The organism is Hahella sp. NBU794, from assembly GCF_050749805.1.
GTDB lineage: Bacteria > Pseudomonadota > Gammaproteobacteria > Pseudomonadales > Oleiphilaceae > Hahella.
The window spans coordinates 2665438-2688485 of the sequence record NZ_CP192738.1 but is presented as its reverse complement, the minus strand read 5'-3'; the positions used below and the strand labels follow the sequence as shown (position 1 = coordinate 2688485).

Below are 23048 nucleotides of genomic sequence, written 5' to 3'. Positions count from 1 at the left end.
GACAGCGGCAGCCAGAACATAATCGGCTCACCATAATTGCAGGCTGTCGAAAATGGACTTTCTATCATTCCAATTACCAATAATCCAGCGGTCTCAACAGACGCAAACTATTTGATCAGTATGTGGTATTGCAGGAAAGTTTAGCCGCTGGCGCTTATTGCCGCTCGGAGAGGAAGGGATAGACCACGCCCAGGCGGGCAAGCATGGCGTCCATTAAAGTCTGGGTGGCGAGGGTATCGCGCCAGGGAATCACATCGCTCTGCAGTTCGCCAGCGCGAATGCGCTCCATCGCGTGCATGACCTGATACTCGAACCCGTTCGCCAACAGCGGCCCCTCAAACGTCTCGGAGACGCCGTCATCCGTAGTCAGCGTCACGGTCGAGGCTTCCCAAAAATCAGCGGGGACTTCAATGCGTCCTTTGGAGCCGTAGATCAGAAAACGATTGTCCGTGTTGGACAGCAGATTACAGGTGAACTGACTGGCCGGGCCGCCATAATTGAGAATGGCGGAAACCCGTTCGTCCACGCCGGTTTCGCCCACCACGCCATCGCATATAAAGGAGACTGGATCACGCCCCATGACAAACTGGGACATGGAAAGGTTATAGATACCGATATCAAGCAGTGAACCGCCGGCAAGGTTCAATTCGAACAGACGATCTCCCTGAACCCTTTCCGCTTTGAAGCCGAAACGGGAGTCCATCAGGACCACATCGCCTATCGCGCCGGCGTCCAGCCATTGTTTGACCTGACGCCAGACAGGTATGAAACGCGTCCAGAGCGCCTCCATCAGGAAAACCTGATGGTGAGAGGCGGCGTCCATCAATGCGCGCGCCTGCGCAGCGGAAACGGTCAACGGTTTTTCACATAGCACAGGCTTGCCGGCTTCGATGCACAGCAGCGCAGTTTCTAAATGATAACGATGGGGATTGGCGATATAGATGGCGTCAATGTCCGGGTCACGGGCGAGTTCAGTGTAATCCCCGTAAACCCGTTCGCAGCCAAAGTGTTGGGCGAAAGCATCGCCGCGCTCGCGATTGGAGCTGGCCACCGCCAGCACTCTGGCGCCGTCAATACTCTCAAAGCAGGCGGCGAAACGTTGGGCGATGCGCCCTGGCGCAATAACACCCCAGTTGAATGTGCGCATATCCCTTTCCGTCCGCCTGTCGAGTCAATCGATTAGCGAATAGGCCCGATGCCTACCGCCTGCTTGGCCTTGGCCAGCAATACCGCCGCCTTTTCTCTGGCCTTTTCCGCGCCTTGCTGCAGCGTAGCTTCAATGTAGGCGGGGTCCTGCATCAGTTCGTTATAGCGTTCACGCTTATCGGCCAGGATCTCGTTCAAGTATTCGAACAACTGCTTCTTGGTTTCGCCCCAACCGATGCCTTCCGCGTATTGCTTACGCATGTTCGCCACTTCTTCTGGTTTGGCGAATGCGGAATAAATCGCAAACAGGCTGCAGCCGTCGGTCTCTTTCGGTTCACCAGGCTCCAACGAGTTGGTGACGATTTTGTTGATCAGCTTTCTGAATTTCTTTTCCGGCTCGAACAAAGGAATGGTGTTGTTGTAGCTCTTGCTCATTTTGCGCCCGTCCAGACCAGGCAACACCATGGACTCCTCACTGACCACCACTTCCGGCAACACGAAGGTTTCGCCGAAGATATGGTTAAAGCGAGCCGCGATATCACGACACATTTCCAGATGCTGCACCTGATCCTTACCGACAGGCACCTTGTGCGCATTGAACATCAGAATGTCCGCCGACATTAGCACCGGATAGCTGAACAGGCCCATGGTCACGCCTTTGTCTGGATCGGCGTCGCCTTTCTCAATATTCTCCTGCACTGCGGCTTTATAAGCGTGAGCGCGGTTCATCAGACCTTTCGCCGTCACGCTGGTCAGCAACCAGTTCAGTTCAAGAATTTCCGGAATATCGGATTGACGGTAGAACGTCACTTTTTCCGGGTCCAGACCGCAAGCAAGCCAAGTCGCCGCGATGGCTTTGGTGGACTCCCTGACGCGCTCAGGCTCGTGGCACTTGATCAAGGCGTGATAATCCGCCAGGAAGAAATAAGACTGCACCCCGTCCTGCTTACTGGCTTCAATGGCGGGACGAATAGCGCCCGCATAGTTACCCAGGTGAGGAATGCCGGTAGTGGTGATACCCGTTAATACAATCTGCTTGCTCATGGACTCTGTACTTTCGCGGAATAAAACAAGGGCTGGAAAGATATCAGATTACAGACTTGAAGACAGTATGCGGGGCCGCAATAACTGTAAAAAGTAAATAAAGGAGCAGACAGTATCCGCAAGCCTAAAAAGTACCCTAAAGAGAAAGTCTTTTTCGGTAGGCGCCAGCCATGGGTCAGCGCTTTTCGCAGCGATCTTAGGCGAGGCTTCCATTGGCGCTGGATTTACCGCAACAATCGTTATGACGGCTTTCTTATCCAACGCACTCAACTGAAAAACAGCCGACCCAGGTTCGCCCGAGCTCTACGGCAGGCCAAAAATGACAGGCGCTGTACGTTTGGGCGGCAGTGCGGACTAAGAACTCTTAACCGCTCATTGGTTAAATATCACTTCAAGCTGTACGACCCGGGCGAGGATTGAAATCATCGCCCAGCGTATTCTTTAGCCACAACTAAACAGGCTGGGCCTTATTTATGCTTAAATGTTAGTCACTGAAGAACTTTGTTAGGGCGCATTCTTCAAACCTGTTGACACCCAAAAAATTTTGAGTATTATGCACGGCTCGTGTCACACAGACACTCTTAACGGTGAGCTGGCTGAGTGGTTGAAAGCAGCGGTCTTGAAAACCGCCGTAGGTTAATAGCCTACCCGGGGTTCGAATCCCTGGCTCACCGCCACTTCTTTCTCCGCCCTTGCGGAGAGGATCTAAAGCAGTATTCGCCGAATCCTCACTCTTATCTCCTAGCTTCTTCTTCGTTTTACTCAAAGTCTAACCTTTCACTTAATCCGTCGGATAAATTCTTTCGTATCAACACGTATATTGAACTTTTACCTGAAAACCCCGACACACAAGGCTTTCTGTAACGAATAATTTATCTTCTTTGGCTACGACAAAGATTGAAATTTCCCTTTCCGTCACTAATATAGAACCAAATAGCTTTTTAACTGGAGACGTTCATGGATAACAGACGCTTTAACAATGAATCAGCCGTCGCCGACTTTAGGCAAGGCTACGGAACGGCAGTAGATTCGTCCACCGCCGCCAACGTTCTGAAAAACACTTACTGGCTACTGGGCATGACCCTGGCCTTTTCCGCCTTCACTGCATTCTTGTCATCAAGCATGCCGTTCAACGCAATCGTGCATTACGGCGCGTTCTTCGGCGCCCTGGCGATCAGCTTTGTGATTCAAAGAGTCGCTAACAGCGTATGGGGCTTGGTGCTGGCGTTCGCATTCACCGGCCTGCTGGGTCTGACAATTGGTCCGATCGTTGGACAGTTGATCGCAGGCGGCGCCGCACAGGCGGTAACCAGCGCACTGGGTCTGACCGCATTCGTATTCTTTGGTCTGTCCGCTTACGCCCTGATCAGCAAGAAAGACTTCAGCTTCCTGGCCGGTTTCCTGGTTGCAGGTTTCTGGGTCATCGTAGGCTGCATCATCATGAGCTTCTTCATCCAGAGCAGCGCGTTCTCACTGGCGATCTCAGGCGCTATCGTACTGTTCGCGTCCGCAGGTATCCTGTATCAGACCAGCGAAATCGTTCATGGCGGTGAGACCAACTACATCCTGGCGGCGGTATCTCTGTACGCGTCTATCTACAACCTGTTTATCAGCCTGCTGAACCTGATCCTGGCGTTCGGCGGTGACGATTGATCCTAAATAGGTTTAACATAAGCCCGGTCTAACCGGGCTTTTTTATTTGTCATGAAATACACCATTGTCGTTTACGGCGCCCCCTTTTCGTCACAGGCGCCCTACTCCGCCTGCCAGTTCGCCAAAGCCGTCCTGGCCAGGGGCCATAGCATTTACCGCATCTTTTTTTACCATGACGGCGTACTGAACGCGTCCTCCCTCAGCATTGCGCCACAGGACGACGCCTATCTTCCCGCCGAGTGGGCGACGCTCAAACGAGAGCATAATCTCGATCTGGTCGCCTGTATTGGAGCCAGCGTTAAGCGCGGCGTCATCACCCCATCGGAAGCTGAACGCTATCAGCGCAGCGGCGACTCACTACAAAGCGAGTTTGAACTGTCCGGGCTCGGACAGCTTGTGGACGCCACCCTGTATTCCGACCGCGTCATCACATTTGGAGCAGGCTAACGTGAGCGAAACAGGCAAAAAGCGTTTGTTATACCTGATCACCCGCCCACCATTCGGCGACGCTTACGGGGCGGAAGGCCTGGATGCAGTGCTGGCGGCGGCGGTTTTCGATCAGGATGTGGAAGTCATCTTTCTGGAGGAAGGCGTTTTCCAATTGTCGAAAAATATCGATCCCGCTCCTATCGCCATGAAAAATCATGCAAAAGGATTCAAAGCTTTGCCGATTTACGGCGTAGAAAAGATCTTTGTCTCCATGGAGGCATTAGATAAGTTCGCCCTCAGCACGGACGATCTGAGCATGCCAGTCGAGGCTCTGGAGATCGACGCCATTAAGGAAAAAATGGCGACGGCGGATCATATTTTCAGCTTTTGAATCGACTTCATTAACTCATTACTTCAGCAATACTCACACGCCATGGTGTTACATATATTCAATAAAGGCATTCGCCATCGCGAACTGCTTAAAACCTGCGCCGAATTGATTGGCCCTGATGACAGTCTGCTTTTAATTGAGGACGGCGTAATATGGGCCAAGGAACATAAGGAAAACACACTGATACAAGGGCTACTCGATGCAGGCGTCCAGGTGCATGCACTACAGGAAGATCTGACGGCGCGAGGCATCGCCGCCGCAGACGCCATTGCAACAGCAGACTACGCACAGTTCGTCGAGCTGACCGAGCGCCACCCTCGCAGTGTTTCCTGGTTCTAAAGCCATATCGCAGACAAAAGCGGAAACTATCCCATGACGTTACAGGATCTCCCCCTGGATAAAGACGGCTTTCTGGTCAACCTGAATGACTGGAGCCCCACTATCGCGGAAGAAATCGCCGCGCACGAGAATATCGCGCTGACTCCCGAGCATTGGGAAATCATAGATCTGGTGCGGGAGTTTTATGATGAATTTGGCCTGTCTCCGGTTAATCGCGTTCTGGTGAAAACCACCGGAGCCAAACTGGGTCAGGATAAAGGCAGCAGCATTTATCTGATGCAGCTGTTTCCTGGCGGCCCAGCCAAAATTGCGTGCAAAATCGCCGGCCTCCCCAAGCCGAATAACTGCCTGTAAACAAGGAACTCCCATGATGAACGAAAAGTTTCCCAAAGAAAGCAACGAACATGCTTTCGCTCCTTTTATCAGGGCGTTAGGTAAAGGCAAAAAGGGCTCTCGCTCACTGACCCGTGAAGAAGCGCGAGTCGCGATGGGCATGATTCTGGACGGCGATACGCTGGATCTGCAGCTTGGCGCTTTTCTTATGCTGTTGCGGGTGAAAGAGGAAACGCCGGAAGAACTGGCTGGATTTGTGGAAGCGGCGCAAGCCAGATTCAACGCTCCCGAACTCAAGGTGGATATTGACTGGAGTTCCTACGCCGGCAAAAAGCGCCATCAACCCTGGTTTCTGTTTTCCGCCCTATTGCTCAGCCAGAACGGCTATCGCATTTTCATGCACGGTTCAGAGGGCCACACGCAGGGTCGCCTTTACACCCGTTCAGTGGTGGAGACTTTGGGCTTGCCTGTCGCCGCCAACTGGAGTGACGGCGCATGCGCCCTTGACGCCAGTAATTTTGTGTATATGCCGCTGCAAAGCTTTTCTCCGCGTTTGCACGACATTATTCAGATGCGTTCAATTTTAGGCCTGCGCTCCCCCGTGCACTCCATGGCGCGCCTGCTGAACCCCCTTCATGCGCCTCTCGTCATGCAAGGCATTTTCCACCCTCCCTACAACCCCATACACCAGCTCAGCGCCAACCTGTTGCAATACCCCACCGCCGTCGTTATCAAGGGCGAAGGCGGCGAGGTCGAACGCAACCCGGACGCTCCATGTGTAGCGCACGTCAGCCATCAGGGCGAAACCTTCGAAGAAACCTGGCCGCCTTTATTTGCGCAACGCCATCTCAAAGCGGAAGAGCTCTCCATTGAGCACATGCTTAATGTGTGGCGAGGAGTTGATGAAGATGAATACGCGGAAGCCGCGGCGATAAGCACGCTGGCATTAGCGCTGAAATATATTGGAAACAACCCGTCACAACAGGGAGCGCTGGAAACCGCCACAGAATGGTGGCGCAAACGGGATAAACAACGATTCTGAGGAGACAGAAATAGAAAGGGCGAACCATGTCCGCCCTTATTTCATCTGCGCTCTATGACCAATACAGGCCAGCGCCCATAGTGGAATGTTTAGGAGTAATAGGCGTTATCCGTGACCGTATGATCCGTGGAGTCGCGAACGCCCTTCAACTCTGGAATTTTCGACAACAGCGTTTTCTCGACGCCTTGCTTCAGAGTAAAGTCCACCGCCGAACATCCCTGACAACCACCGCCAAATTTAAGCACGGCGATGTCGTCAACCACTTCCACCAAAGACACTTCGCCGCCATGGGAGGCCAACCCCGGATTAATCTCGGTAAACAGGATGTAATTGATACGATCAGGCAATGGAGAGCTTTCGTCCACCTTGGGCATTTTGGCGTTGGGCGCTTTAATGGTGAGCTGACCGCCCATGCGTTCGGTGTTGAAGTCAACGAAAGCTTCTTCAAGGTATGGCAGGCTGTTTTTATCCAAGTACAGAGTAAAGGCGTCAAACTCGACTTTTTCATCATCCTTTATGATTTCTTCTGGCTTACAGTACGCCAGACAAGTTTCCGCATACTTGGTGCCCGGCTGCGTCACGAACATGCGCACGCCCATGCCCTCGGTTTTTTGCTTTTCCAGTAATTGCGCGAGGTAGTCGCGAGCCGATTCTGTGACTGTTACCATTCCTAAATAGCCCCAAAGGTGATTGATGCTGTGAATTGTAGAGCAAAAGCCTCGTTGGTTAAAGCCTTAGCAATTTAGTAGGATTTAGCTGAAACGCGCTTTTCCTATACTCCCACATCGGCCTCCGCAATACTGCAAAAGGCTTCTTAGCCCTAGGCAAACAGGGCATCTTATGGCTTAATCTGCTAATATTTTCCTCCTTTAGAATCATAATGACTACGGCTAGGTTTTTCACATGCTGACGCGGATCCAACGAGTAGAAGCCCTTAACGACTCCCTGAAAAAACGGATATTGATATTGGACGGCGCCATGGGAACCATGATTCAGCGCTACAAACTGGAGGAAGCCGATTACCGAGGCGAGCGCTTCAAGGACTTCCACCGCGATATCAAAGGCAACAACGACCTTCTGTGTCTGACCCAGCCGCATATTATCAAAGCTATTCACAAAGCCTACCTGGACGCTGGCGCCGACATCATTGAAACCAACAGCTTCAACGCCACCTGGGTTTCCCAGGCCGAGTACGGACTGGAAGACATTGTTTACGAGCTGAATGTCGCCAGCGCCAAGGTCGCCCGTGAAGCGGCGGCGGAGAAAACAGCGGAAACGCCCGACATTCCCCGTTTTGTCGCCGGTGTGTTAGGCCCAACCTCTCGCACCGCCTCCATTTCGCCGGACGTTAACAACCCCGGTTACCGTAATGTCGATTTCCAGACTCTGGTCGACAACTATTACGAAGCCACCAAAGGCTTGGTCGATGGCGGCAGCGACATCATTCTGATCGAAACCATTTTCGATACGTTGAACGCCAAGGCCTGTATATACGCCGTACAGCAGTACTTTATCGACCACAATATCGAACTGCCGATAATGATTTCGGGCACGATAACTGACGCCTCCGGGCGGACGTTGTCTGGACAAACGGCCGAGGCATTCTGGAATTCCGTGGCGCATTCAAGGCCTATCAGCATTGGTTTGAACTGCGCGCTGGGGGCGGACGCCCTGCGTCCGTATGTGGAAGAGCTGTCCAACCGCGCCACCACTTATATCAGTGCCCACCCTAACGCCGGCTTGCCCAACGAATTTGGAGAATACGATCAAACGCCGGAAGAAATGGCCGCCATCGTGGAAGGCTTCGCCCAAGATGGTTTCGTCAACATCATTGGCGGTTGCTGCGGCACCACGCCGGACCACATCGCCGCCATCAAAAAAGCGGTAGATAAGCACGCGCCAAGAACTATTCCTGACATTAAGCCGCGCCTGCGCCTTTCGGGACTGGAGCCTTTCACGCTCACGGATGAAATCCGTTTCGTAAACGTAGGCGAACGCACCAACGTTACCGGCTCCCGTCGCTTTCTGCGTCTGGTCAAAGAAGAGAGTTACGAAGAAGCGCTTGATGTCGCCCGCGACCAAGTAGAAAACGGCGCTCAGGTCATCGACATCAACATGGATGAAGGCATGTTGGAGTCGGCGGACGCCATGAAAGTCTTCCTGAACCTGATCGCGTCAGAGCCGGATATTTCCAAGGTCCCCATTATGGTGGACTCATCAAAATGGGAAGTGATCGAAGCGGGTCTACGCTGCATTCAGGGCAAAGCCGTGGTGAACTCCATCAGCTTGAAAGAAGGCGAAGAGGACTTTATCGCCAAAGCGAAATCCTGCATGCGCTATGGCGCTGCAGTAGTCGTCATGGCGTTCGACGAAGCGGGGCAGGCTGACACCTACAAACGCAAAACGGAAATCTGCAAACGCAGCTACGATATTCTGGTTGGCTTGGGATTCCCGCCACAGGACATCATTTTCGACCCGAATATTTTCGCCATCGCCACCGGAATCGAAGAGCACAACAACTACGCGGTGGACTTCATTCAGGCCACCCGCTGGATTCGCGAGAACCTGCCCTACGCCAATATCTCCGGCGGCGTCAGCAACGTTTCTTTCTCCTTCCGCGGCAATGACACCGTGCGCGAGGCAATTCACTCGGTATTCCTGTTCCACGCCATCAACGCCGGCATGAACATGGGTATCGTCAACCCCGCACAGCTGGTTATTTACGATGAGATTCCCGCCGAGCTCAAAGAGCTGGTGGAAGATGTCGTTCTGAACAAACATCCCGACGCAACGGAGCGCCTGCTGGAAGCCGCCGAGCGTTATCGCAGCACAGGCGAGAAGAAGCAGGAAGAGAGTCAGGAGTGGCGCTCCTGGCCGGTCACCAAACGCCTTGAACACGCTCTGGTGAAAGGCGTGAACGCCTATATCCTTGAAGACACGGAAGAAGCGCGACTGGCGGCTGCGCGCCCTATCGAAGTTATCGAAGGGCCGCTGATGGACGGCATGAACGTCGTCGGCGACCTGTTCGGCTCCGGCAAAATGTTCCTGCCCCAGGTGGTGAAAAGCGCCCGCGTTATGAAGCAGGCGGTCGCGCATTTGATTCCATACATTGAGCAGGAAAAAGACGCCAAAGAGAAAGCCAAAGGCCGCATCCTGATGGCCACAGTCAAGGGTGACGTACACGACATCGGCAAGAATATCGTGGGCGTTGTTCTGCAATGTAATAACTATGAGGTTATCGACCTGGGCGTCATGGTTCCCTGCGAGAAAATATTGCAGGTGGCCAAAGAGGAAAATGTCGACATCATTGGCCTCAGTGGCCTGATCACGCCATCCCTGGATGAAATGGTGCACGTTGCGCGCGAAATGCAGCGCCTCAACTTCCAGATTCCTCTGCTGATCGGCGGCGCCACCACCTCCAAGGCGCACACCGCCGTTAAAATTGAGCCGGAATACAAAAATGACGTGACCGTGTACGTCACTGACGCATCTCGTAGCGTCAGCGTCGCCACTCGTCTAATGAGCGACACGCAAAAGACGGATTATGTGCAGGATATTCGTGCGGAATATGAGGAAGTAAGAGAAAGAAGGAAGAATCGGGAGCCATCCGCCAAGCCCATTCCTCTGGCTGCGGCGCGGGACAACCGATTCCAGGGCGACTGGAACGATTACACGCCACCCACTCCAACTTTCACCGGCGTTAAGGTCTTTGACGACTACCCGCTGCAGGAACTGGTCGATTACATCGACTGGACTCCTTTCTTTATATCCTGGGATCTGGCCGGCAAATATCCACGCATTCTGCAAGACGAAAAAGTGGGCGAGGCCGCCCGCCAACTGTTCCAGGACGCCCAGAAAATGCTGTCTCACATTATCGACAACAACCTGTTGAAAGCGCGCGCGGTCGTGGGCATTTGGCCATCCCATCGCACCAGCGATGAAGACACGGTCCTGTACACGGACGAGAGCAAGTCAGCGCCCCTGGCGACGCTTAGCCACTTAAGACAGCAAACTCAAAGAGAGCAAAACCGCCCCAACTATTCACTGGCGGATTTCGTGGCTCCCGCCGAATCAGGTAAAGACGACTACGTGGGCGCTTTTGTGGTGACAGCCGGCATTGGCGCAGAAGAGCTGGCGAAACAATACGAAAGCGAGCACGACGACTACTCCAGCATCATGGTCAAAGCCCTTGCGGACCGCTTGGCGGAAGCCTTCGCTGAACGCATGCATGAACGCGTGCGCAAAGAGTTCTGGGGATACGCCTCAAGCGAGCAACTGGACAACGAAGCGCTAATCAAAGAGAAGTACGCAGGTATTCGTCCGGCCCCAGGCTACCCTGCCTGCCCGGATCATACAGAAAAAGCCAAGCTGTTCAGCGTTCTTGAAGCGGAGCTGCATACCGGCGTCAAACTCACCGAGCATTACGCCATGTATCCCGCTGCATCCGTCAGCGGCTGGTACTTCTCTCACCCGGAAGCCCGCTATTTCGCCGTAGGCAAGATTCAACGGGATCAGGTGGAAGATTACGCCGCCAGAAAAGGCATGACCTTACAGGAAGCCGAGCGCTGGCTGTCGCCCAATCTGGGTTACGATCCCTCCAGCCCAAACTGATCGACACGCACTAAGACGCCCCTTTCATGGGGCGTCAGTGCATGTAGAGTCTGGCTTTTCGTACTCTGGATTTTGTTATTAATATGAAGGACAAAATGCATGGACGCACCTGTATGGCGACAAGCCAAAGGAAACAAATAGAAGGATGCTATTTGTCTAGAGGATTAGCATAAGAAGGAGCGCCCGCCGGAAAACCAGGTCAATCTGAGTGTGGGCGTCAAATAATAAGACAAGCGAGTATGGAGAGCATCATGAACAACCTGTCCGAGCACAAGGAAAAAGAGCAAAAACCCTCCCTATGGCAGTTAGTGGTAAGCGTATTGGGAGCAGCGTTTGGCGTGCAAAGCAGCAAGACCCGGGAAAGAGACTTTAAACAGGCCAATCCCAAAGCCTATATCATTGGCGGCATCATATTCGGAGTGGTGTTTGTATTGACGCTGGCGCTTATCGTGAAACTGGTACTGAGTCAGGTCGCATAAGCCTGATAACTCGGCAGGTTCCGACCAACCTTCAGGATTAACACCTTAAGTTTTTATAGGCGCATCCAGACAAAGTGAGGATGAAACGCATGTCCCCACTTTGCTTCATTAATTCATCTCACATCAGGGAAACAGGAAAAACGGCTCGATAATCCGCCCGGGATGAAGTTCCGCAGCAGTCAGTGCCCCGCCACCCAGATCACCATCATGGAGGCAATGCTGAGTATCAGCACCACCGCTGCTATGGCGTCTACTTTGCTGTCGGGATTTGAAGTCGCGTTATGATTATTGTTTTCTGACACAGTCCAGCTCCTTTTTTGATGTCCGGATTGTACAAAGAGTATGTACCGGTTTGTTTTAAACCACATTTTTATTAAGTGCAAGCGCTTATAAAGGCCAACGCCCAGAATCCTGACGCCTCTGGCCAGAGGCCGGCGGCGCCGCTTATATTAAGGCGCCATGAACAAGAAAGGGTTCCGTCACATTCATATAATGAAAACGAATTACCATATAGATAATCAATCATTTTAATTATAAGTATATCCTGCTAAATTGGCGCCCATTCAATGGGTAATTGAAACTGTCAGGTAGTGTCAATGTATAGATACGACGATTACGATCGCCAGATCATCAAGGAACGAGTCAAGCAGTTCCAAGGGCAAACGGACCGTTTTTTCGCCGGTGAGCTCAGCAACGAAGAGTTCCTGCCCCTGCGTCTGCAAAACGGGTTATATGTGCAGCGGCTGGCGCCGATGCTGCGCATCTGTATTCCATATGGCATGTTGTCTTCCGCTCAGCTACGCAAGCTCAGTGAAGTCACGCGCAAATACGATAAGGGCTACGCCCACTTCACTACCCGGCAGAACCTGCAGCTGAACTGGCCGTCTATTGAAGATTCTCCAAAGATTCTCGCCGAACTGGCGGAAGTGGAGATGCACGCAGTGCAAACCAGCGGCAACTGTATTCGTAACACTACCACCGACCAGTTCGCAGGCGTGACGCCGGAAGAGATCGTGGACCCTCGCCCCTATTGCGAGATCATTCGTCAATGGTCCACTTTCCATCCCGAATTCGCCTTCCTGCCGCGTAAGTTTAAAATCGCCGTCAATTCCTGCCCGGATAGCGATCGCGCAGCCATTCAGGTTCACGACATCGGCATTCAGATCGTCAAAGACGCCGCTGGCGAGATTGGCTACAAAGTGTTGGCGGGCGGTGGTCTTGGCCGAACGCCAATGATCGGCTCCGTGATTCGCGAGTTCCTGCCTGAGCTGGACCTGCTGACTTACCTGGAAGCCATCCTGCGGGTATACAACCGTTACGGTCGTCGCGACAACAAGTACAAGGCGCGCATCAAAATTCTGGTTAAAGCCATGTCCCCGGAAGCTTTTGCTGAAAAAGTCGAAGCGGAATGGGAGCGCATCAAAGACAGCCCTTCCAAGCTGACTCTGGCGGAGATCGAGCGCATTAAATCATTCTTCACAGAGCCGGCTTATCTGGCGCTGGAAGATCAGCCCGCCGCATTGACCGACCGCCTGGCGGAAAACAAGTTTTTCAACAACTGGCATCACCGTAATGTCGCCCAGCATAAAAAGCCTGGATACGCGATTGTTACTCTGACGCTGAAGAAGCTGGGCGTTCCTCCCGGCAACATTACAGACAAACAGATGGACCGTCTGGCGGAGCTGGCGGACCAATACAGCTTCGGCGAAATGCGCATCACCCATGAGCAAAACGTGGTGCTGGCCGATGTAGAACAAGGCAAACTGTTCGAGCTGTGGGAAGCCATCAAATCACTTGGCTTCGCCACCCCCAACCTGGGCACGCTGACCGATATCATCTGCTGTCCTGGCGGCGATTACTGCTCGCTCGCGAACGCCAAGTCTATCCCTGTGGCGGAGGCGATTCAGGAACGTTTCGACAACCTGGACTACCTGTACGACCTAGGCAATATCGACCTGAACATCTCCGGTTGTATGAACGCTTGCGGCCACCACCATGTCGGCGCTATCGGCGTACTGGGCGTGGATAAGAAGGGCGAGGAATGGTACCAAATATCCTTAGGCGGAGCCTCAGGACAGGATGCGTCTCTGGGACAGATTCTGGGGCCGTCGTTTGCTCGCGAGCAGATGGCGGACGTCATTGAGAAGATTCTTGATGTATACGTCTCCAGCCGTAATGACGACGAACTGTTTATCGACACTTTCCGCCGCGTCGGCATCACCCCGTTCAAGGAGCGCGTTTATGCCAAACCTAATTAAGAACGCGGCGGTCGTCGCTGACGATTGGACTGTTCTGGACAAAGCTGAAGCCCCTGCGGAACAGGTTGTGCCGACAGGCAAAGTGATCATTCCTTTGAGCACCTGGCTGGCGCAGAGAGAACAGCTGTTGGCGAGAGCCCCCGAGCAAACCGGCGTTTGGCTGGATAGCGATGAAGAGCCTGACACTATCGGCGCAGACTTAAGCCACTTTAGCGTGATCGCTGTGAACTTTCCGAAGTTCGCCGACGGTCGCGGCTACTCCATCGCACGCATTTTGCGCGAGCAACTGCATTACGCAGGCGAACTGCGCGCAATCGGCGACGTACTCATGGACCAGCTTTTCTTCATGAAACGCTGCGGGTTTGACGCCTTCGCCGTAAGAGCGGATCGCGATGCAGAAAAAGCGCTGGCGGGACTGGCGGACTTTTCTGTCACCTATCAGGCGTCAGTGGACCAACCGGAACCCCTGTTTCGTCGCAGAATGCACTAGCACCAGCTTAGGCGTGTATTAAGGGTGGCGTCGTCCACCCTTTTTTGTGTCTGAACGAATGAGCCTTTTCCTTCTTAGAACAACAGCTTGTACTTTGACAGAGACGGAGACTGCCGATACTCTTTGGTAGAAGCCGATAGCGGAGCATCCATGGAAATCAATATCGTCTACTCATTCTTTCTGATCTTTTCCGGCGCCGCAGTTTTGGCTTCCGTCGCCCTCTTTACGCGACAACCTCTCATCCTCGCTTATATTGTTCTTGGCGCTTTGGTAGGCCCTTACGGACTGAGCCTGATCAACAACTCCGGCCTGCTCGCGGACATTTCTGAGATCGGGATTATATTCCTGCTGTTCCTGCTCGGCCTGGACATGCAGCCGAAAGCGCTGCTGCACGTATTGCGCAAGGCGACGCTGGTCGCCCTACTCAGCTCTCTAGTGTTCGCCGCCATCGGCTATGGGATCGCCATTGTATTTGGCTTCACCTCTTACGAGGCGATGATTGTCGCGATTGCGGCCACTTTCTCCAGTACGATTATCGGCATCAAGTTATTGCCGACGACAGTTCTGCACCATCGCCACGTCGGCGAGATGGTGGTTGGTCTGCTGCTGGTTCAGGACTTAATCGCCATTGTGGCGCTATTGATACTGGCCGCCGGCGACGAAGGTATTTCCGTCATGAATCTCGGCAAGACTTTCCTGGCTTTACCGATTCTCATCGGCGTTACCTTCCTCGCGGTCAAGTATGTGTTACTGAAGCTATTCTCCAAGTTTGACCGCTTTCACGAGTATGTCTTTCTACTGGCTATCGGCTGGTGTCTCGGCATTGCTGAGCTGGCGAAAGCCATGGGGCTGTCCTTGGAGATCGGCGCTTTCATTGCGGGCGTCACTATCGCCACCAGCCCCATCGCTCAATATATCGCTGAGAGCCTGAAACCCCTTCGGGACTTCTTCCTGGTGCTGTTTTTCTTCTCTCTTGGCGCCAGCCTTAACCTTGGATTGCTGCCTGATATCGCTATTCCCGCGATACTGTTGTCGTTGATCTTATTGGCGGCCAAACCAGCTACTTTCTATGGCTTGTTACGCACCATGAAAGAGGACAAGAAAACCTCTTGGGAGATTGGGTTTCGGTTGGGACAAATCAGTGAGTTCTCGTTGTTGATCGCCTTTCTGGCGACCAGCAAGTCTATGATTGGAGAGTCTGCGTCAGTGTTGATTCAGGCGACGGCGATCATCATGTTTATGTTGTCGTCTTACATTGTCGTGCTGAACTTCCCCAGCCCGATCGCCATCTCTGACAAGTTGCGGCGGGACTGAACCCGCCGCAGGCAATGGCTTTTGATAAATTACTCTTGGTCGATGTGCCGGAGCACGGCTCGCCCCAACATTTTGCCGCAATAGATCTTTTCGATGACGCCGGGCAACTCTTCCAGCACGACATCTTGCGCCAGAAAATTAAGGTCCGGCAGCGCCCAGTCACTATCAAGCTTTTCCCAGATATGGCGCTTCCTCTCTCTGGCGATCTCTACAGAGTCAATGCCATACAGCGTCACGCCACGCAAAATGAAAGGGAAAATAGAGGTGGAAAGTTCGGTTCCCGCCACCATGCCGCATGTCGTAGCAGCGCCGCTATGCTTCACCGTTTTGAGAATTTTGGAAAACAGCGCGCCGCCGACAGTATCCACGACCCCCGCCCAGGTTTCTTTCATCAGCGCCTTCTCAGGCATTTCTTCAAGATGGGAGCGGTCCAGCACTCTGCGTGCGCCCAGTTTGGCCAACAAGTCACTGTGGTCGACCTTGCTGGTCAAAGCCACGGTGTCGTAGCCCAACTTGGCCAACAGCGCCACCGCCAGACAACCCACGCCACCCGTGGAGCCAGTCACCAGTATTTCGCCATCGCCAGGAGCCACCGTCTGGCTCAGTCGATCCACAGAAAGCCCTGCGGTCAAACCAGCAGTGCCCAGCGTCATAAAATAATGCAGGTCATGTTTGGGAGGTTTCACCACGCACCACTCTACAGGCACGCGAATGTATTCACCAAATCCGCCCGGCGTATTCATGCCCAGATCATAGCCCGTCACAATGACTTCCTGACCTGGCTTCAATTCCGGCGAGCGGCTTTCCACCACCACGCCCGCCGCATCGATACCCGGGGTATGTGGGAACTGACGGGTTACGCCTTTGTGGCCGTGAGCGGACAGCGCATCCTTGAAATTCAAGGACGAGTACTTCACTTTCACCAATACATCGTTATCGGGCAAATCATCCAGAGATTGCTCTTGAATCTCAGTGTGAAAATATCCCCCTTTTTCCAGCACGCGTAGCGCCCGAAATTTACTATCGCTCATAGAGCAGACTCCGTCACTCAGTTATCTCTTTCCATTGCCGAATGAACCCAACAGGCGACGCCCGCTACAACCCGGTTCCCACGCCGGCATTCCCGCCTCGCTCGCGTCTTTAGCTTTTGAAGTTAAAGGACTTGGCGAGCTTGAGGCCGAGGCTTTCCAGTGACGCCGCCATCGATAACCCCACCTTTTCCGCCAGGGACTTTTTCTCGATATATCGCACCTGGTACACCTCGCATTCGTTACAACGCTCCGCCAGATAATCATCACTGGTCTGGATAGCGTCCACCAGGTTGATATCCTTGGCGCGCGCGCCGTACCATACTTCGCCTTTCGCCACCTCGTCGATATCCACCTGCGGCCGGTGCGTGGCGACGAATTCTTTGAACAGGACATGGGTTTCCTCAAGGTCCTGCATGAACTTTTCCCGTCCCTTCTCAGTGTTCTCACCGAATACGGTCAGCGTACGCTTATACTCTCCAGCTGTCAGCACCTCATAATCAATATCATGCTTTTTCAACAAGCGGTTAAAGTTCGGCAGCTGCGCCACCACACCAATGGAACCAATAATAGAGAAAGGCGCTGCAATGATTTTATTGGCCAGACAAGCCATCAAATAACCGCCGCTGGCGGCGACCTTGTCCACACAGACGGTCAGATTGACGCCGCGCTGACGAATACGCTCCAATTGCGACGCCGCCAGACCATAGCCATGCACCATTCCTCCTGGGCTCTCCAGACGCACGACAACCTCGTCTTCCGGTTTCGCCAGGCTGAGTACGGCGGTAATGGCTTCGCGTAGAGTGGACACTTCAGAGGCTTTGATATCGCCGTCAAAATCCAATACATACACCCTGCTCTTGTCCTGCTCTTGCAGCATATCCTTGTGAGCGTCCTTCTTGCTTTTCTTGTCGCTCTTCCTCTTTTCTTTGGCGGCGTTTTTCAGCCACTCCTTGCTGAAAACGCTATGTTCCAGCGCCTCGCGCATTCTCTTCAGGCGCTCATTGAGATGTACGACCTCGATCTCACCGTCCGCATGTTTTTTGCCGCGCTGGCTTAAAGCAATGATCGTCCCCACGACAAACAATATCGCCGCCGCGAGGGTCACAGTTTTGGCCAGGAAAGCGCCGTAATCGGTTAGAAAGTCCAAAAGTCGTACTCCTAAAATGGATGTTTATTCAAAGCATGTGATAGCTATCAATCTCTATTGATAGATACAATCCGGTTAAATTAAGGGCGTCTATGTAAATTGCAACCCACGGCGAAAAATGAATTGCGCCGCCAATTCAAACAAGCGTTCGATTTTTTATTGACAGACACCTGCAAAGCCCCTACATTCAGGCATTAGCGGTGTATATCTGCTGTTTACGAAAGACTTTACGTTTTGCCTTCAGGGAGTTGCTACTCCTTGAATTCTAAGCTAAAACATATGCGCCAAAGTCTCCACAATATAATTGTGTATTACTCTTATAAAGGAAAGCACCATGCCTGTAGCACAAATTTTTCAACAACTGAAAGACAACTTTAACGCCGACGCCGCTTCCGACCTTGATCTTGTTTTTCAGTTTGCCATTGAAGACGCCGACAACTATCACCTGGTAGTTAAAAACGGCGGCTGCGAGCTGATTCAAGGCGACCACGACGATCCTTCCGTTACTCTGATCATGAATTCCGATACGCTGAAAGGCATCGTCAGCGGCGAAACTGACGGCATGCAAGCGTTCATGGCGGGTGATCTGCGCGCTGAAGGCGACATGATGCTGGCGATGAAACTGGGCCAACTGTTCAACATCGGCTAAGCACTGTGGTTTTCTAAAGGCGCCTCTAGGGCGCCTTTTTTATGTCTGCTTTTTAGCTCTGTTTTTGTATCTGTATAGCAGAGACATTTCCGCTTCATGCTTAGCGTTGAAATGCGCTAGCCAGTTACTGCCACATCTCCACGGCTTCCACCGCCGGCGTATTGACTGGCCGGGCGATCAAACCGTCATTTCCTATTGAGACCGTAAAGATAGCGCCGTCGCGCATGGGCAAGTATGTGGCGCTACCGTATTTGGCGTCCACCCAGGGCACTCCTTCGTGGCTATTCAGCCAGACCCAGAAATCAAACCCGATGTCGGAAGGCGCGATGGCGAACACGGTGCGGGCGCCATCGTTTTCCTGTTCCAGCGAGTAATAACGCCCACTGATGCGCTCCAGACGATACCCCGGCTGCATACCCAGCGCGCTGAACGGCCCGGACCAGGACACCAGCCTGGCGTCCAACTGCCAGAGATCTCCCGATACATCAAAGCTGTACTCGCCATCTGGAGGAGCCGCGACCTTGACGCGGTACAGCTGCTCTCCCAGCTTCTGCATGCTAAGCGTGGCGATGGTGGTCTCCTGCTGATAGGCCTTATAACGGTACATATCCAAAGCCAGAAAACAGAGAAACACCGCAAATAAAAGCGCGACAAAGGTCATCGTGCCTTTCAACCAAACCAGAAACCAGGACTTCCTGAACAGAAGGCGCAAGCAAATAAAAACGGTCAGTATCGCAATCGCCACCAATGCGACACTAATGCCAGAATACAACATAGCCCTCCCCTGACCGCCCTCGGCGGCAGCCGTGAAACCGCATTTCTTCACCTGACACTGTTAGATCACTCGCTCCTGTCGCTCAAAAAATTAGGTAAGCATCCTGCGCTAATCGCCCTTTGAATTCTAGGACAGTCCCCGCAGGTTTTCATATTTTCTCAGGAATAACAGTGATAAAGGAGTTCGAGAGGGAGCCGGACGCGCCAACTAACATGCCTGACCCGACAAAGCGGCGAGCTCTGTTAACCAGTTGACGATATTGAACCGAGCCTGACCTGCCGCCAGGCTCAAAAAGGAAGGGTTTTGAGATTAGTAGCCCAAAGAGTGGACGCTTTCTTCCGCGAGTTTTAACAACTCAGGATTGCCAGCGCCGGAGCGACCAACGCTGTCCACGTAGTATTCAAGAGACGTCAGCGCATCGGCGAGCGTTTCCAGAACATGATCGCCAGGCTTGTTTTCATTCTTGATGAGCTTCTCTTCAATACAGCGCGCTGTGGCGTGCAACGCCTTCGCCGCGCGGGACTGCTCGATCATCACCAGCGCTCCGAGTACGCCTTCCAGCGTTGGCAGCACGTTGGCCAGATGCAGCTTGTCGCCGCCAGACTCCAGGTACGCAGTAATCGCCCGCTTGGCGAGAGAAAGACCGGCCTGGGACTCACCGATCACCACGATATGCGCTTCCATCAGATAAGGACTGATCATCTCTTCCGCGTCAGCACCGACGACTTTATCGGTTTCGATGGTGAGACCATCTTCCTCCAGTTGCAGAATCGCTTGCTCAATGCTCAACACAGAGTCCGCCACCTGCATCAGGTCGGTATTGCTCGGATGCTTTTTATCCATCGCCCATGAGGAAATGGTCTGGTGCACCCCTCTGGCCACCGCACTGAGATTGATGAGGTCCAGCATGGTTAACGTATCCGCCAGCTTGCCCAGACCTTCCGCGATCTGGGACAAACCGTCTTCCTGGCCGTCGATCCCGCGCTCGATGATATCCAACTTGTCTTTGATTTGGCTGATTTCTTCGTGCAGCGCCTTGGACAGCGACGCCAGGACATCGCTGCCCGGCCCCATCAACAGACTACGATGCGCAATGATCTTGGCCTGATCAAAATCCGCCGGCGCGAGACTGTAACCGGCCAACAGCTCCCGGGTCTTCTCGCCTTTATCGCCGCTGATGGCGATCAGATACAACAAATCCTTCGCCACGGTCTCAGAAATGGCCTTGGCCGTGGCCACTTTGCCCAGCTTGACGATTTCCCTCGCGTACTTTTCGATTTTCATCAACAGGCGCTGTCGAGTCGGCGTCAGCTCCATGGACTGAGTGTGCATCAGCTCCACGGTATATGCCGTCAGCGACCATAGTTCAGAGATAGAGGACCCTGCGCATATCTTGCTCATGCCGTCCGCGGCGCGACTCATCAGGCGATAGCCAATATCGGTTTCCTTGCTGCGCAGCAGGTTCAGCAAGCCCACTTGATACATGTGACGCAGGCGACGGCTGCGGTGCTCGAACACGTCCGTGGTGACGCTGGCGTCGCGCACGGGCTTGGGCGGGGAACGCTGGAACTCTACATCAAAGAAATAGCTGTCCGGCAGCGGCTTGGCGCGACGGGACAGACGCAGGAGATTGATGATCTCCAACAGCAATTCGGGATGATCTTCACGACGACGCTGGTAGTATTCGGTATAGCGGCGCAGTACAAATAAAGCCTGACTCAACGACGACAGCAATCCGTTTTTATCCTCAGCCGCGCCGACGGGAACTTCATTGGCGATCGCCACGGATTCCTGACACAGAACGGTGCCGCCCTGCAGTTCAATCAATACAAAAATACCGCGCAGTTGATTCAGATAATCAATGCAATTCTGTAGATCTTCGCCGCTTTCGCGGTTTTCCTGAAAACGTTCGAGACTAAGCTCCGCTTGCTCAATCGTATTATTGATCTCCCTTTCGACCAGATCGAAGGAACTAGACTTTTTCGCGGCTAGCGTCGCGTCAACCATATACGATGTCCTTAATCCTCAGTTCATCAGCAACTGGGGAGTTTATTGTCAAAAAGTGGAAAATCGCCGAGTTATTACTAACTTATAACACAAAATTCAAGTTAAACAAGAAACTAACTGTTTCATTTGTTATCTGCTTGCGGAATCGCGAAAGCCCCGCAGGCATTAGGCCTAATGAGAGAAACGATAAAAGGCGAATTCAAGAATAGTTGGCTATTATTGGAGTCACAACCGAATGCTCACGCTGAAGCGGCAGTGCGAGCTTAAATGCATGGATTTATTGCCGTTTTTCATTAGAATGGTCGATCCTTACAATTTTTTAACTGGTCGTTTCGGCGGCCGCATTCGTTAACAGGAGCCAAGTATGGTGACCACTTTGCCGCAGGCGTTTTACAGTAATTTTCTGGGAAACGCCCCGAGCTGGTACAAGAAGGCCATTTGCCTCTTTCTACTGATTAACCCTTTCATCTTTATGGTCAGCCCCTACATCGCAGGCTGGGTGCTGATTCTGGAATTCATCTTCACTCTGGCGATGGCGCTGAAATGTTATCCGCTGCAACCTGGCGGCTTGCTCGCTATCGAAGCAGTTCTCATTGGCATGGTGTCGCCGCATACAGTGTATGAAGAAGTCTCCGGCAACCTGGAAGTTATCCTGCTGCTGGTGTTTATGGTGGCCGGCATCTATTTCATGAAAGAGCTGCTGCTCTACGTGTTCACCAAAATACTGCTCAGCATTCGCTCCAAAGCGGTGCTTTCGCTACTGTTCAGCCTGGTGGCGGCGGTGCTCTCCGCGTTCCTGGACGCATTGACGGTAACCGCGGTCATCATTAGCGTCGCCGTCGGCTTTTACTCGGTCTACCACAAGGTCGCGTCAGGCAAACATTTCCACCACGATCACGATCATGGCGACGATGAGTCGGTCCATCACGACCACCGCTCCGACCTCGAACAGTTCCGCGGCTTCCTGCGCAGCCTGTTGATGCATGCCGCAGTGGGCACCGCGTTAGGCGGTGTATGCACGCAGGTGGGCGAGCCCCAGAACCTGCTGATCGCGCAGCGGATGGGCTGGGACTTTATCGAGTTCTTCGTACGCATGGCGCCCATCTCCATGCCTGTACTGGTGGCCGGTCTGGTGACTTGTTTCATTCTGGAGAAGACCCACTGGTTCGGTTACGGCGACGACATTCCTGCTTCCGTGCGCAAAATCCTGGAAGATTTTAACGAAGCCGAAAAGAAGAAAATGACGCTGCTGCATGAGTCCAAACTGATCGCCCAGGCGGCTGTCGCCGTTATTCTGGTGGTGGCGCTGGCGTTTCATTTGGCGGAAGTGGGTCTGATCGGTTTGACAGTCATTATCCTGGCGACCGCGTTTTGCGGCGTAATTGAGGAACACCAGATCGGCAAGGCCTTTGAAGAAGCGCTGCCCTTCACCTCCCTGCTCGTCGTGTTCTTCGCCGTGGTTGGGGTTATCCATGAACAACACTTGTTCACCGGCATCATCAACTATGTGCTGGGTCTGGAGAAGAGCATCCAGCCGGGCATGTTCTTTATCGCCAACGGCGTGCTGTCGATGATCAGCGACAACGTCTTCGTTGCGACGGTTTACATAGATGAAGTGCGTAACGCATTCAAAGACGGTTTGATCGACAGAGCGCATTACGAAGCATTAGCCGTGGCGATCAATACCGGCACCAACCTTCCAAGCGTCGCGACGCCAAATGGTCAGGCGGCGTTCCTGTTCCTGCTGACTTCCGCCATCGCCCCTTTAATCAGATTGTCCTACGGCAAAATGGTATGGATGGCGCTGCCCTACACCATCGTGATGGGCGCGCTTGGTTACGTGATGATTGTCGTTACTCTCTAGAACGACGCCAGTCGCACTTAAGAAAAGTCAGAAACAAAAAGCCGCC

The 23048-nt window shown here is 53.1% G+C and carries 21 protein-coding genes and 1 tRNA gene; 14 read left to right on the top strand and 8 right to left on the bottom strand.

The genetic code is table 11. The annotated features are described in order from the left end of the window. Window positions 1-154: 154 nt before the first annotated feature. Together ACQYWX_RS12010 and ACQYWX_RS12005 are read right to left on the bottom strand one after the other, a co-directional pair. Window positions 155-1147 carry a Gfo/Idh/MocA family protein gene (locus ACQYWX_RS12010; RefSeq protein WP_431688919.1) on the bottom strand — a complete coding sequence of 331 codons (993 nt, stop codon included), beginning with the start codon at window positions 1145-1147 and terminating at the stop codon, window positions 155-157. A 32-nt stretch (window positions 1148-1179) separates the two neighbouring features. After that, complete coding sequence (locus ACQYWX_RS12005) at window positions 1180-2190, bottom strand: tryptophan--tRNA ligase (protein ID WP_011396421.1); 1011 nt, start codon at window positions 2188-2190, stop codon at window positions 1180-1182. A gap of 586 nt (window positions 2191-2776) precedes the next feature. Here ACQYWX_RS12005 and ACQYWX_RS12000 point away from each other — a divergent pair. The 7 genes from ACQYWX_RS12000 to ACQYWX_RS11970 all read left to right on the top strand — a co-directional run bounded on the left by ACQYWX_RS12000 (window position 2777) and on the right by ACQYWX_RS11970 (window position 6377). Next, window positions 2777-2867: transfer RNA gene (locus tag ACQYWX_RS12000), tRNA-Ser, on the top strand. Window positions 2868-3147: 280 nt separating this feature from the next. Beyond that, a complete protein-coding gene (locus ACQYWX_RS11995; RefSeq protein WP_279508060.1) occupies window positions 3148-3843 on the top strand; it encodes a Bax inhibitor-1/YccA family protein in 696 nt (231 codons plus the stop codon). Between the two features lie 51 nt (window positions 3844-3894). Beyond that, a complete protein-coding gene (tusD, locus tag ACQYWX_RS11990) occupies window positions 3895-4290 on the top strand; it encodes a sulfurtransferase complex subunit TusD (protein ID WP_431688918.1) in 396 nt (131 codons plus the stop codon). Between the two features lies 1 nt (window position 4291). Then, a complete protein-coding gene (tusC, locus tag ACQYWX_RS11985) occupies window positions 4292-4663 on the top strand; it encodes a sulfurtransferase complex subunit TusC (protein ID WP_216735897.1) in 372 nt (123 codons plus the stop codon). Window positions 4664-4705: 42 nt separating this feature from the next. After that, window positions 4706-5002, top strand: a complete 297-nt coding sequence (tusB, locus tag ACQYWX_RS11980) for a sulfurtransferase complex subunit TusB (protein ID WP_431688917.1) — start codon at window positions 4706-4708, stop codon at window positions 5000-5002. Window positions 5003-5035: 33 nt separating this feature from the next. After that, entirely contained in the window at window positions 5036-5356 is a 321-nt protein-coding gene (locus ACQYWX_RS11975) for a TusE/DsrC/DsvC family sulfur relay protein (protein WP_431688916.1), read from the top strand. Between the two features lie 13 nt (window positions 5357-5369). Further along, the gene (locus ACQYWX_RS11970) at window positions 5370-6377 is read left to right on the top strand and encodes a glycosyl transferase family protein (RefSeq protein ID WP_431688915.1); all 1008 of its coding nucleotides are present in this window, start codon (window positions 5370-5372) and stop codon (window positions 6375-6377) included. A gap of 89 nt (window positions 6378-6466) precedes the next feature. On the opposite strand, the gene nfuA is transcribed toward ACQYWX_RS11970, so the two are convergent. Further along, window positions 6467-7045 (bottom strand): Fe-S biogenesis protein NfuA, encoded by a 579-nt coding sequence (gene nfuA / locus ACQYWX_RS11965; protein ID WP_216735893.1) that lies wholly within the window; start codon window positions 7043-7045, stop codon window positions 6467-6469. Between the two features lie 235 nt (window positions 7046-7280). Between nfuA and metH the strand changes: the two genes are divergently transcribed. Then, window positions 7281-10988 (top strand): methionine synthase, encoded by a 3708-nt coding sequence (metH, locus tag ACQYWX_RS11960; RefSeq protein WP_431688914.1) that lies wholly within the window; start codon window positions 7281-7283, stop codon window positions 10986-10988. A gap of 251 nt (window positions 10989-11239) precedes the next feature. Next, a complete protein-coding gene (locus ACQYWX_RS11955; RefSeq protein WP_216735891.1) occupies window positions 11240-11467 on the top strand; it encodes a DUF2970 domain-containing protein in 228 nt (75 codons plus the stop codon). Window positions 11468-11646: 179 nt separating this feature from the next. On the opposite strand, the gene ACQYWX_RS11950 is transcribed toward ACQYWX_RS11955, so the two are convergent. Beyond that, window positions 11647-11769 carry a hypothetical protein gene (locus ACQYWX_RS11950; protein WP_255509308.1) on the bottom strand — a complete coding sequence of 41 codons (123 nt, stop codon included), beginning with the start codon at window positions 11767-11769 and terminating at the stop codon, window positions 11647-11649. Window positions 11770-12063: 294 nt separating this feature from the next. On the opposite strand from ACQYWX_RS11950, the gene ACQYWX_RS11945 reads away from it, so the two are divergent. The 3 genes from ACQYWX_RS11945 (at window position 12064) to ACQYWX_RS11935 (ending at window position 15529) form a co-directional block, all read left to right on the top strand. After that, window positions 12064-13725 (top strand): nitrite/sulfite reductase, encoded by a 1662-nt coding sequence (locus tag ACQYWX_RS11945; protein WP_216735890.1) that lies wholly within the window; start codon window positions 12064-12066, stop codon window positions 13723-13725. Further along, complete coding sequence (locus tag ACQYWX_RS11940) at window positions 13709-14215, top strand: DUF934 domain-containing protein (RefSeq protein WP_216735889.1); 507 nt, start codon at window positions 13709-13711, stop codon at window positions 14213-14215. Before ACQYWX_RS11945 ends, ACQYWX_RS11940 begins: the two co-directional genes overlap by 17 nt. Window positions 14216-14365: 150 nt before the next feature. Further along, entirely contained in the window at window positions 14366-15529 is a 1164-nt protein-coding gene (locus ACQYWX_RS11935) for a cation:proton antiporter (RefSeq protein ID WP_216735888.1), read from the top strand. A 29-nt stretch (window positions 15530-15558) separates the two neighbouring features. On the opposite strand, the gene ACQYWX_RS11930 is transcribed toward ACQYWX_RS11935, so the two are convergent. Beyond that, window positions 15559-16560, bottom strand: a complete 1002-nt coding sequence (locus ACQYWX_RS11930) for a YhdH/YhfP family quinone oxidoreductase (protein WP_279501784.1) — start codon at window positions 16558-16560, stop codon at window positions 15559-15561. Between the two features lie 109 nt (window positions 16561-16669). Beyond that, window positions 16670-17707 carry a protease SohB gene (sohB, locus tag ACQYWX_RS11925; RefSeq protein ID WP_431688913.1) on the bottom strand — a complete coding sequence of 346 codons (1038 nt, stop codon included), beginning with the start codon at window positions 17705-17707 and terminating at the stop codon, window positions 16670-16672. A 334-nt stretch (window positions 17708-18041) separates the two neighbouring features. Between sohB and ACQYWX_RS11920 the strand changes: the two genes are divergently transcribed. Further along, complete coding sequence (locus tag ACQYWX_RS11920; protein WP_216735885.1) at window positions 18042-18356, top strand: SCP2 sterol-binding domain-containing protein; 315 nt, start codon at window positions 18042-18044, stop codon at window positions 18354-18356. A 124-nt stretch (window positions 18357-18480) separates the two neighbouring features. Here the strand turns inward: ACQYWX_RS11920 and ACQYWX_RS11915 are convergent, their stop codons facing one another. Beyond that, a complete protein-coding gene (locus tag ACQYWX_RS11915; RefSeq protein ID WP_216735884.1) occupies window positions 18481-19131 on the bottom strand; it encodes an efflux RND transporter permease subunit in 651 nt (216 codons plus the stop codon). A 309-nt stretch (window positions 19132-19440) separates the two neighbouring features. Next, a complete protein-coding gene (locus tag ACQYWX_RS11910) occupies window positions 19441-21138 on the bottom strand; it encodes a chemotaxis protein (protein WP_216735883.1) in 1698 nt (565 codons plus the stop codon). Between the two features lie 364 nt (window positions 21139-21502). Between ACQYWX_RS11910 and nhaB the strand changes: the two genes are divergently transcribed. Further along, window positions 21503-23002 (top strand): sodium/proton antiporter NhaB, encoded by a 1500-nt coding sequence (gene nhaB, locus ACQYWX_RS11905; protein ID WP_216735882.1) that lies wholly within the window; start codon window positions 21503-21505, stop codon window positions 23000-23002. Window positions 23003-23048 lie beyond the last annotated feature (46 nt).

Excerpts from the sequence above, each read along its gene's own strand:
- tusD (WP_431688918.1), top strand. The coding sequence starts at position 3,895 with ATGAAATACACCATTGTCGTTTACGGCGCCCCCTTTTCGTCACAGGCG.
- ACQYWX_RS11970 (WP_431688915.1), top strand. The coding sequence starts at position 5,370 with ATGATGAACGAAAAGTTTCCCAAAGAAAGCAACGAACATGCTTTCGCT.
- ACQYWX_RS11930 (WP_279501784.1), bottom strand. The coding sequence starts at position 16,560 with ATGAGCGATAGTAAATTTCGGGCGCTACGCGTGCTGGAAAAAGGGGGA.
- nfuA (WP_216735893.1), bottom strand. The coding sequence starts at position 7,045 with ATGGTAACAGTCACAGAATCGGCTCGCGACTACCTCGCGCAATTACTG.
- ACQYWX_RS12010 (WP_431688919.1), bottom strand. The coding sequence starts at position 1,147 with ATGCGCACATTCAACTGGGGTGTTATTGCGCCAGGGCGCATCGCCCAA.
- ACQYWX_RS11920 (WP_216735885.1), top strand. The coding sequence starts at position 18,042 with ATGCCTGTAGCACAAATTTTTCAACAACTGAAAGACAACTTTAACGCC.
- ACQYWX_RS11940 (WP_216735889.1), top strand. The coding sequence starts at position 13,709 with ATGCCAAACCTAATTAAGAACGCGGCGGTCGTCGCTGACGATTGGACT.
- ACQYWX_RS11935 (WP_216735888.1), top strand. The coding sequence starts at position 14,366 with ATGGAAATCAATATCGTCTACTCATTCTTTCTGATCTTTTCCGGCGCC.
- nhaB (WP_216735882.1), top strand. The coding sequence starts at position 21,503 with ATGGTGACCACTTTGCCGCAGGCGTTTTACAGTAATTTTCTGGGAAAC.
- tusB (WP_431688917.1), top strand. The coding sequence starts at position 4,706 with ATGGTGTTACATATATTCAATAAAGGCATTCGCCATCGCGAACTGCTT.
- ACQYWX_RS11995 (WP_279508060.1), top strand. The coding sequence starts at position 3,148 with ATGGATAACAGACGCTTTAACAATGAATCAGCCGTCGCCGACTTTAGG.
- ACQYWX_RS11915 (WP_216735884.1), bottom strand. The coding sequence starts at position 19,131 with ATGTTGTATTCTGGCATTAGTGTCGCATTGGTGGCGATTGCGATACTG.
- ACQYWX_RS12005 (WP_011396421.1), bottom strand. The coding sequence starts at position 2,190 with ATGAGCAAGCAGATTGTATTAACGGGTATCACCACTACCGGCATTCCT.
- ACQYWX_RS11975 (WP_431688916.1), top strand. The coding sequence starts at position 5,036 with ATGACGTTACAGGATCTCCCCCTGGATAAAGACGGCTTTCTGGTCAAC.
- ACQYWX_RS11910 (WP_216735883.1), bottom strand. The coding sequence starts at position 21,138 with ATGGTTGACGCGACGCTAGCCGCGAAAAAGTCTAGTTCCTTCGATCTG.
- metH (WP_431688914.1), top strand. The coding sequence starts at position 7,281 with ATGCTGACGCGGATCCAACGAGTAGAAGCCCTTAACGACTCCCTGAAA.
- ACQYWX_RS11955 (WP_216735891.1), top strand. The coding sequence starts at position 11,240 with ATGAACAACCTGTCCGAGCACAAGGAAAAAGAGCAAAAACCCTCCCTA.
- ACQYWX_RS11945 (WP_216735890.1), top strand. The coding sequence starts at position 12,064 with ATGTATAGATACGACGATTACGATCGCCAGATCATCAAGGAACGAGTC.